The organism is Paracidovorax anthurii, assembly GCF_003269065.1.
Taxonomy (GTDB): Bacteria; Pseudomonadota; Gammaproteobacteria; order Burkholderiales; family Burkholderiaceae_C; genus Paracidovorax; species Paracidovorax anthurii.
Genome location: NZ_QLTA01000058.1, coordinates 25736 through 35144 on the forward strand (window position 1 = coordinate 25736; position 9409 = coordinate 35144).

The window sequence follows — 9409 nt, forward strand, 5'->3', positions numbered from 1 at the left end:
GGAATTGCGCGGGCCCCGCCGGGCCGCCCGGACCGCCTGCGCGCCCCTCAAGAGCTTGCAGGGCCCGTTCCCGGCAATTTCAAGGCAAAAACCCGTCCATGTCGCCGTAAATACTGGACATTCAGCTATTGAATCAATAGCAAATGCCGCGGCGTGGCCGCTAGCGCTTCTGCCGCCCCACCCACCACCCGTAGGCGATGCCCGCCACGCCCAGCGCCGCCACGAGGCCGACCGCGCCCGCGCGGCGCTTGCGGTGGCCGCCATCGACGCCCGTGCCGCGCGAGGGCGCGAACAGGTTGCCCTCGCCCACCGGCTCGGGGCGCGCGCGCGCCAGCCCCCAATCGGAGAGCCGGCGCATCCAGCGCGCCAGCCCGTCGGGCGCCACGGCGTGGGCCACGCGGGCGGGCAGCGCGCCCAGCCCCAGCCACGTCACCGCGCGCGGGCGCAGGGCGCGCGACAGATCCACCACCGCCCCGGCCACGCGGTGCGGGTCCACCATGGGCAGCGGCGGCCGGATGCGCCGGCCCGTGTAGTTGGCGCCGTGCGAGAGCCCCGGCGAATCGACGAAGGTGGGCGCCACGTCGCAGATGTGCACGTGCGGCAGGTCGGACACCTCGGCGCGCAGGCTCTCCGAGAGCCCGCGCAGCCCGAACTTGCTGGCCGCGTACGCCGCCGCGTAGGGCGTGGGCAGCCAGCCGCCGATGGAGATCAGGTTGATGATGCGGCCCGCGCCGCGCTCGCGGAAATGCGGCAGCACCGCGTGCGCGCCGTGCAGGTGGCCCAGCAGGTTGGACTCCACCACGCGGCGGTGCGCCTCCACGGGCACCTCGTCGAAGCGGCCCACCGCGCCCACGCCCACGCCGTTCACCCACACGTCGATGCGGCCGAAATGGCGGATGGCCTTGTCCGCGAGCGCCTGCACGGCGGCGGCATCGGTCACGTCGGTGGGCACGCCGATCGCATGGCCGCCGGCCTTGCGGCAGGCCAGCGCCACGGGCGCGAGCGTGTCGGCGCCGCGCGAGGCCAGCACCAGGCAGGCGCCGCGCCGCGCGAAGGCCAGCGCCGTGGCGTGGCCGATGCCGCTGGAGGCGCCGGTGATGACCACCACCGGGTACTGCGGGACCGGATCGGCGCCGGCCTCCTCCGGCGCATCGGAGGAAGAAGAAGGAAGGGAGGAGTCGGAGGAAGGATCGGAAACGGAGCGGGGATGGCGGTCGAATTCGTCGAAATGGGGCATGTATGAACGTCCTGCGATAACTGCGCCCGGCGATCGCGGCCGGGCCCTGCCCCGGTTGTAGGCCATGCCGCGGCCCGCCCGCGTAGGACGATACCGGGCACGGCCTATCGCCGGCTAGAGGTAGCCGTTGTTGATCCGCTCCTGCTCCCTCTCCAACTCCTCTGCCCGGTCCTTGTCGCGCTCGGCCTGGGTGGTGGGAATGCCGTCCATCATCCCCATGCCGCCCATGCTGCGGATCACCTTGTCCGCCGCGAGCACGGAGCGCTCCAGCTCCGCATAGTTCTTGTAGGACTGGGCAAGGTCCTGCAGCTCCGCGAGCTGGCCGGGCTTCCAGTCGGAGAGGCGGCCGCTCTTGAGCATGTCGTCCAGCTCCTTGTGGGCCTTGCCGAAATCCGTGGACGGGCCCAGCTTTTCGCGGGCGTCGCGCAGCGCGCTGGCGTTGGTGCGCAGGGCCTCGGCATTCATCATCAGGCCCCTGCGGGTCTTGAGGGACTGGATATTGACCGGCTCCGGCTCCGCGATGCCGCGCAGGGCACCCAGGTGGTCGGCGGCAACATGGACCTTCAGCACCATCGCCGCATTGTTTCTCTCCTCGATGAGGGGCTTGCGCTGCTCGCGCATGGCATTCAACGCCGCGTCAGCCTCGTCGTATTCCGCATCGGTCTCCGCATTCATCTTGGCCATGATGAGTTGGTGCAACGGGCGATCGGTGGCCTTGATCTCGTCGGTCAGCGCTTCCACGATGCCCTGCAGTTTCTCCGCTTTCTGGGCATGCGTCAGCTGCGCAGCGGGCCGGGCCTGCACGTGGGACTCCGCCCGCTCGAACGAGGGCGCCGCGGGACGCGCGGCGTTCTGCGGCTTCGCCACGGGCCGGGATTGGGCCTGCATAAAGGACTGCACATGCTCCATCGAGGGCGGCGCGGGGCGCGCGGCGGAATGGCTGTGCGCCTGCGGCGCGGCAGGTTGCTGCGCCACGGGCCGGGACTGTGCCTGCGGGCGGGCCTGGGTTTGCGCCTGCGGTGCCGTGGAGTGCCCGTGGGTCGGCCGCGACGAGGCTTTCTGCGGCCTCATGGCCGCCTGCGATTGCATGAAATGCTGTGCCGCCGTGGTCGGATGCTGCTGCATGCCGGGGCGCGGCGAGAACTGCGGCACAGGCCGCTGCAGCGGCGCCGCCGGGCCCGAGGGCCGGTGCGCCGAGGCCTGGTGCATGGCCGCGTGCGGCGTATTCTTGCGGGGCGCCATCGAGGCGCCCTCGGGGCGTCCCTGGCGCGCGCCCAGGCGTTCCATGCCCTCGGACTGCGCATGCTTGGACGAGCCCGGCAGCTTGGTGTATCCGCTCGCCCGCGCAGCCACTTGGCTCATGCCGCTCTGGAGCTTCTGAAAACCTTGGGAAATGAATCGTGAGACAGGCGGCATCTTGGTGCTCCGGTGGGCGCGATGCACAGCGGGACGGCACGACGCCGCCGCATCGACTGAGGATCGCAAGAGCCTCCAGCATGCGCCTCCGGCCCTGCGCAGCCCCCCACCAGACCCGAAGCCGTGCACCAGGCGGCGAAGCCACTGGCGGCGGGCCCACACCGGCGAGGCCGCCCCCGAGGAGCGGCCATACCGCCCGGGACGGTCATCGTTTCATTTCAAGGCACCGGCTTCTGCACGAACTCCACGCGCAGCCCGCGCTCCGTCACGGTGATGGGGCCGGGCTGCATGCCCAGCCCGTCGGCCAAGGCCAGGTCCTGCGGGCGCAGGGTATGCAGCACCACCTCGCCCAGCGACTGCGTAGCGAGCTGCTGCGCATAGGCATCGAGCAGCTCGGACGCCGGCGGCTGCAGGCCCTCGATGCGCAGCGCGTTCACGTGGAGCTGGTGCGCGCGCAGCGTGCGGTCGGAGGGCTCGTAGCGCAGCGCGAAATCCACGTCGAACGTGCCGCCGTAGCCCCGCTGCCCGCCCGACAGCAGCGGCCCGGAAGCCACCACGGGCAACACGGCATTCACGCGGTTCTGCGCGGGCAGCATGCGCAGCGCGGGCACCTGCAGCTCCAGTTGCAGCAGGCCGCCGCCCACGGCATAGCGGCGCGGCAGCTTCTCGGCGAGCGCGTCCTGGATCTGGGCGGTGGTGATGGTGTAGCGCGGCTGGGCCTGGGCGGCGGGGGCGACGAGCCACAGGGCCAGGGCGGAGGCCAGGGCCGCGCCCAGTCGGACGGACAGCCCGCGCAGCGTGGGGAAAGGCCGGACGGACAGGAAGGAAAGAAGGGGCATGCCCCGGATTTTGGGCCGCGGCGCGGGAGACGCAACCGCCGGGGCGTAACACTTGGTCTCGCGGGGCGCCGGAATCAGCGGCTGTCGAAGTCGAGTTCCATCTGCGCGGCGGGCATGGCGGGGTCCACGCGGCGGTTCAGGAGTTTGCGGGCGCACACCACGCGCACCGCCAACACGGCGGTGCGGTATGCAAAGAACAGAAGCAAGGCCGCGTATATCGCCAGGGCGCTCCATTGATCCCTCATCGTCTTTTGCCGGTACGCGCCAAACTCGGGATCTTTGAGAAGGGAGCACATGATCGCGATATCGCTTTCCACGAATCCCATGCGACGGGCCTCCTCTGAGCGTGGTTTGTCGCAGTCTGCGGCCGTCAGCACAGGCGATGAGAACGGAGGCAGAGGGAAGACCTTGCGCAATTCCGTTTCCTTGGCGAAAAAGCTCTGGCCCGTCTTTTTCAAGGTCATCAGCGCGGGCATTGTCATGGCCCACGCGGTCAAGAGACCGGCAACCATGATGCCCATCGCAAGGACACCCAGCGAACGCCCCATCCACCTCGGCGGCAGCCATCGGTCCTTGATACGCCGCGTTTCCGGATCGAAGTAGGTGCCGCACATGCGCAACGCCCCCAGATTCACGTTCCGCGCACGGCACCACTCCATCAAGGTCCGCGCCTCGCTCAACGTCGCAACGTGAACGCCGGCGAATACATGGAAAGCAGCCAGGTTGTTCTGCTCCTCCACGTACTCGCGGATGCCGGGGTCTGAAATCTCCTCCTTGCCGTGCACCAGCAGCCAGATGCGCCGGCGCAGCATGTGCCAGGACTCTGTTTGCAGAATCACCCAGACAAAGATGGCTCCCAGACCCATAGCGAGCCCCAGGGGCCCCAGCATGGCGATGTCCGAAACCTTGATGGCAGCAATGCCGTCCATGCAGAACCCCTCCCTACTCTGCCTGCCGTCTTGCCGGCAATAGCCTCTTTACCCCGCCGTGGCAGCCGGCCCTCAGGCCGCCACCGCCACGCCCTCCAGCCGCTGCCCGAACCCCGCCTCCCCGCTCACCGTCACCACCAGCCGGTGCGTGGCGCGCGTGGCGGCCACGTAGAAGAGCCGGGCCTCCTCGCGCTCGTCCTCGCCGGCGGCCGGCATCTGGCCCGCGCCCACCATCGCCACCACGGGAAACTCCAGGCCCTTGCTGGCGTGCATGGTCATCACCTTCACCGTGTCGTCGGCCGGGTGGAAGCTGCCAGAGCCCTTGCGCACGTGGTGCGGCAGGCCCTTGTGGCGCAGCGCGGTGGCGCATTCCTCCATCTGCGCGTAGTGGCGGCACAGCACGGCCATGTCGCCCCAGGCGTGGCCTTCCTGGTGCGCGGCCGCCAGGCGCTCGGCCACCTGCGCGGCCTCGGCCCGCAGGGTGGGCAGGCGCACGATCACGGGCGCCTCGCCGTCGCGGCCGCAGCTCACGGGCTGCAGCAGGGGCACGCCGTCGTCGCCGCTGTCCTCGGGGGTGAGCAGGTCGGCCGCGATCAGGTGCGCCGTCTGCAGGATCTGGCGCGTGTTGCGGTAATTGATGCGCAGGATGGTGGTGCGGCCCTGCGCCTGGATGCCCACGCTGCGGAAGCTGAACTGCTTCTTGCGCGCGCGGGCATAGATGCTCTGCGCATCGTCGTAGAGCACCAGCAGGCTGTTGGTGGCCGGGTCCACCATCTGGCCGACCAGCTTGAGCCACTCGGGCGCGAAGTCGTGGCCCTCGTCGATGAGCACGGCGCCATACTGCCCGCTCGGGATGTGGCCCTTGTCCACGCCCTGGATCACGCGGTCCACCATGTCGACGAAGAACGCCTCGCGCGGCAACCCCGGCGCGGGCAGGCCCTGGCCGAAGGCCACGAGCTGCGCGCGCGCCCACTTGTGGAAATGCAGGCAGTGCACGCGGTCGGCCAGGCCCTTGGCCTCCATCACGCTCGCGAGCTTCACGGCCAGCGGCTCGTTGTAGCAAAGCACCAGCACCGGCTTGCCGTCCGGGACGGCCGCGCCCTGCAGCTTCGCGAGGTACTCGGCGCGGTAGCCCAGGATCATGGTCTTGCCCGAGCCCGCCACGCCGTGGATCACGCGGTGGCCCTCGCCCAGCGAGCGCGCGAGCTGCTCCTGCTGCAGGTCCATCACGCGCAGCAGGTCGGGCACCTCGGCATCGTCGCCCTCGCCCGCCTCGAACAGCCGGCCCTGCACGGGCACCCGCACCTCGGGGAACATGTGCCAGCGCACGCGGTCGATCTGCGGCAGCGACATCGCCCCGCCGAAATGGTGCGGGAACATGCGCCAGAGCCGCTCCTGGAAGGCCTCGGCCTCCACGTCCTCCAGCATCTCGTCCTGGCAGACCACGTAGTGCGGCTCGATGGCCTCGCCCAGGCCCGCGGCCTCGAACTGCCGGCGCGTGATGCGCGTGAACACCACGCCATGCCCCCAGGGGAACGCCAGCTTGCCCTGGTAGGGCCCCGAGGGCTGCACCAGCTGCGGATCGCGCTCCAGCGCGCGCACCACCTCCAGCGCGCAGTGGCGGGCCTGCTCCAGCGGGTTCTTCACGATCTTGGGGGCGCCGCCGTCCGGGGCGATCTCCCAGTACTGCCGCGTGGCCTTGCGCACCGTGTCCAGCCGCCAGTCCTTGGTCTCCAAGATCAGCACGCCGCGCCGCGGGTGCATCACCACGAAATCGGGGTAGGTCTGCTTCGGGCCGACCGGCACGTCGTACCACAGCCGGTAATCGTCATCGAGCTTGTGCTCCAGCCGCTCCGCGAGCCGCCGCTCGCCCGAGGTCATGCGGGATGCGCAGGTGCCGATGGCGGGGATCAGCGTCGCCATAGTTCGCGTCCTTGTCGCGTGCTGTTTGTATCAAGATGCAATCTTACGCGAACAAAGGTTTCTTTCTATCTGACGGAAAACAGACAACCCCACCGGCATCGCGGCAGGCCTGGGCCTGGGCCTGGGCCTGGGCCTGGGCCTGGGCCTGGCCCTACCCGCCCGCGCACTCCAGCTCGAACAGCGGCACATCGGCCCCACGGCTCAGCCACAGCCCCCCGCCCACCTCGCGGAAGTGGCGCGACAGCCCGTGCCGGTACGCATCGGCGCGGTGGCGAAAGAGCGCCGGGTCCGTCAGGTCCTCGTCGATGATGTCGCGCTCGTAGTCCTCGCGCGTCACGGCCTCCAGGTACAGCGCCCCCCGGCTGAGGCGCCCCAGGTTGTCGAGCGCGGCCTTCAGGTCGGGCGGGCTCAGGTAGGGCAGCACGCCCTGGCAGATCACGAGGTCGAAGGGCTCGCTGGCCGCGTAGTCCACCACCGAGCCCTGCTGCCACCCGAAGCGCTGGCACAGGTAAGCGCTGAACTCCACCCCCTGGTAGCTCGCCGCCGGAAAGTGCCGCGCCACGATGTCGCGCCACAGGCCGATGCCGCAGCCCACGTCCACCACGCGCTCCACCGGCACGCGCAGGTACCGCAGGTAGCTGCACACGAAGGTGCCGAGCCGCTCGGTGTGCGCCGGGTCCACCACGCGGGTCTTCTTGTCGAAATAGAAGCGCTGGTAATAGGCCTCGTCGAAGGTGGTGGGGCTGGCGGATTTCAAATGGCGGTCCTTTGGGGTTCTCTCGGCGCGGCCGGGGCGCGGGACGGCCCGCGGCGCGGAGCGCAGGAGTATCGCCGGGCCTGCCCGCCGCAAGGGAGGCGGCACGGGGCGCCGGGGGACAGCAGCACCCGGGTGCCGGGGCCGGGGCTGGATGCCGGGTGCCGGTTATTGCGCGGCAGCGTCCCGGGGCGGCCGGTGCAGCACGCAGAGCTTGTTGCCGTCGGGGTCGCGCACGTAGGCCAGGTACAGCGCGCCGCCCGGGGCTTCGCGCAGGCCCGGCGGGTCTTCGCAGGTCGTGCCCCCATGGGCCACGCCCGCCGCGTGGAAGGCATCGGCCTGCTCGGGCGACTGCGCCGCGAACCCGATGGTGCCGCCGTTGCCGTGCGTGGCCGGCTCGCCGTTGATGGGCGTGGTGATGCCGAACAGGCCGGTGGGGCCCTGGTAGAAATAGCGGTTCTTGTTGGCGACGCCCGGGCCGATGCCGAGGGTGCCGAGCAGCGCGTCGTAGAACTGCCGGGATTTTTCGAGGTCGGTCACGCCGACCATCACGTGGCTGAACATGGGGTTGTCTCCGTTGAATGCCCTGCGCGGGGCGGATGAGGCGCAAGGAGGGTTGATCGTAAGGGCGGAGCCGGGCCCCGTGCGTCCCGGGTGCGCGCTTTCTCCTCTCTCCGATGCCACCGGGGGCCGGGTCTCCGCGGCACCGCAATGGCAGGCAGGGTGCGTGGCGCTGCCCGGGCCCGTACGACAGGCCCTTTTCCACCGGGTCGGCAAGGTCCCCTGCCATCGTGGGCTTGCTGGTGCCGGCGAGTCCGGTGCACGGGGCGGCCGCCAGACCGCGCGGGAAGGCGCCGCCCCCTTCAACGCGGCCGGCCCAGCCGCGGCCTCTTCGTCAACCTCGCCGCCTCACGCCCGCTTCTTCGCCCGCACCACCACCGTCCCCGCCAGCTTGTCGTGCCAGCCCTGCTTGCGCCTGTCGAACGCCACCCACAGCAGGCCCAGGCCCAGCGGGATCGTGGAGACGAAATAGGCCAGATAGCGGCCCACGGACTGCCTCGGCGTGAGGGGCTTGCCCGTGACCGCATCCACCACACGCGCGCCGAAGGCCATCTTGCCGGGGGTCGCCTGCCGGGTGATCCAGAACAGCACCACGGCCACGGCGGGCAGCACCCACGAGATGAGGAAATCCGCCAGGCCCACCAGCAGCTTCTCGGATTTGAAGTATTGCCATCCGTAGATGGAGACCAGCAGGGGCACCGTGACGAGCACGAGCAGCACGGTGTCGATCAGGGAGGCGCCCACGCGGGCCCAGAAGCCGACGTATTCGAAATCGGGAAGTCCGGTGTTGTCGTCGCTCATGGCGTTTCCGTCGCTTTCTCTGGTGGCGTGAAGGATGGTGAAGGGAAGGGATGCGGTCCGGCGCCATGCGGGGGTGGATTGGCGCCCCTGCCCCGATGCCGCGCCGCTTGGATCATCCTCCCGCCGGGGGGTTCTGCGGCATGCCGATGCTGCGCGAAGCCTGCGGAGTGTTCGCATGCCTGCCGCGGACGGGCCCGGGGGCCTTCCGGGCGACCGTGGCGCTCTGCGGACCCGCTGCGGGGTAGCTTGGGGTCTTTTTGCCGCCATGTCGCCGGATTTTCTACATTCTCTGCTCCATATTTCATAGCAGACACCAGCACAGCCGCCCCCTCGAAGATCCCGTCCGGGAATCTCTCACCCCCTGCATTCCGAGCACAAGCCCGGGGGGAGCGTGGGGATGGCAGCCCTCGCCTGGCCACCCCGGGCGATGGTGCCGTGGCGATGCAACGGAGCATCTATCGATTCCCAGGAACAGCGCCGTGGCAACCAGACGGGCCAGCTCACCGAAGTCGATGTGCCGCGCGATCGCCTGCGGCCTGAGCCATCCAGGGGCTGCGAGGCCCCAATGCGTGGGCGGATACCCGCCTGCCGGGTGTCACCGCTCGTGCGGGGACTGCAACCTCCACTGCCGCTCTTGCCTGTGCCCGGCACCCGGGCTCCCGTCATCGTCACCCCCGACCTCGGAGGCCAGGTGCGGCGCTGCGGATGGACACCGCTCTTCTTCTCGGATGGCGGCAGGAATTGCCCATGTGAATCCGATAGATGTCGTATTTGGCCGGATTTTCCGAAGGGCATTTATAACTATTCCACGTTGAAAGCAGCCCGCAGGAGATAATCCGTCACAGCATTGACTTGCAGGGGCTTTGTTGCACAAATCACCCCGGCCACACCGGTAGACTGAAGGCGTGACGGAAGCAAAGAGCGAGAGGCGGACCAAGTACCGCACGAC

At 69.8% G+C, this 9409-nt stretch carries 8 protein-coding genes; all 8 read right to left on the reverse strand.

Annotated elements, in window-relative coordinates:
• Window positions 1-160 precede the first annotated feature (160 nt).
• On the reverse strand, window positions 161-1237 hold the full coding sequence (locus AX018_RS20965) for an SDR family oxidoreductase (protein WP_111881418.1): 1077 nt from the start codon (window positions 1235-1237) through the stop codon (window positions 161-163).
• A gap of 114 nt (window positions 1238-1351) precedes the next feature.
• Window positions 1352-2599 carry a hypothetical protein gene (locus AX018_RS20970; RefSeq protein WP_111881420.1) on the reverse strand — a complete coding sequence of 416 codons (1248 nt, stop codon included), beginning with the start codon at window positions 2597-2599 and terminating at the stop codon, window positions 1352-1354.
• 272 nt (window positions 2600-2871) lie between these two features.
• Window positions 2872-3492, reverse strand: a complete 621-nt coding sequence (locus AX018_RS20975; protein ID WP_211322494.1) for a DUF1439 domain-containing protein — start codon at window positions 3490-3492, stop codon at window positions 2872-2874.
• Window positions 3493-3566: 74 nt separating this feature from the next.
• The gene (locus AX018_RS20980; RefSeq protein WP_111881423.1) at window positions 3567-4421 is read right to left on the reverse strand and encodes a DUF6216 family protein; all 855 of its coding nucleotides are present in this window, start codon (window positions 4419-4421) and stop codon (window positions 3567-3569) included.
• Window positions 4422-4493: 72 nt separating this feature from the next.
• On the reverse strand, window positions 4494-6344 hold the full coding sequence (locus AX018_RS20985; protein ID WP_111881425.1) for a DEAD/DEAH box helicase: 1851 nt from the start codon (window positions 6342-6344) through the stop codon (window positions 4494-4496).
• Window positions 6345-6495: 151 nt separating this feature from the next.
• Window positions 6496-7101 (reverse strand): class I SAM-dependent methyltransferase, encoded by a 606-nt coding sequence (locus tag AX018_RS20990; RefSeq protein ID WP_111881427.1) that lies wholly within the window; start codon window positions 7099-7101, stop codon window positions 6496-6498.
• Between the two features lie 165 nt (window positions 7102-7266).
• Window positions 7267-7662 carry a VOC family protein gene (locus AX018_RS20995; protein ID WP_111881429.1) on the reverse strand — a complete coding sequence of 132 codons (396 nt, stop codon included), beginning with the start codon at window positions 7660-7662 and terminating at the stop codon, window positions 7267-7269.
• A 345-nt stretch (window positions 7663-8007) separates the two neighbouring features.
• Entirely contained in the window at window positions 8008-8460 is a 453-nt protein-coding gene (locus AX018_RS21000; RefSeq protein ID WP_111881432.1) for an RDD family protein, read from the reverse strand.
• Window positions 8461-9409 lie beyond the last annotated feature (949 nt).

Coding starts and splice junctions, on each gene's coding strand:
- AX018_RS21000 (WP_111881432.1), bottom strand. CDS start 8,460: ATGAGCGACGACAACACCGGACTTCCCGATTTCGAATACGTCGGCTTC.
- AX018_RS20995 (WP_111881429.1), bottom strand. CDS start 7,662: ATGTTCAGCCACGTGATGGTCGGCGTGACCGACCTCGAAAAATCCCGG.
- AX018_RS20970 (WP_111881420.1), bottom strand. CDS start 2,599: ATGAGCCAAGTGGCTGCGCGGGCGAGCGGATACACCAAGCTGCCGGGC.
- AX018_RS20985 (WP_111881425.1), bottom strand. CDS start 6,344: ATGGCGACGCTGATCCCCGCCATCGGCACCTGCGCATCCCGCATGACC.
- AX018_RS20980 (WP_111881423.1), bottom strand. CDS start 4,421: ATGGACGGCATTGCTGCCATCAAGGTTTCGGACATCGCCATGCTGGGG.
- AX018_RS20975 (WP_211322494.1), bottom strand. CDS start 3,492: ATGCCCCTTCTTTCCTTCCTGTCCGTCCGGCCTTTCCCCACGCTGCGC.
- AX018_RS20965 (WP_111881418.1), bottom strand. CDS start 1,237: ATGCCCCATTTCGACGAATTCGACCGCCATCCCCGCTCCGTTTCCGAT.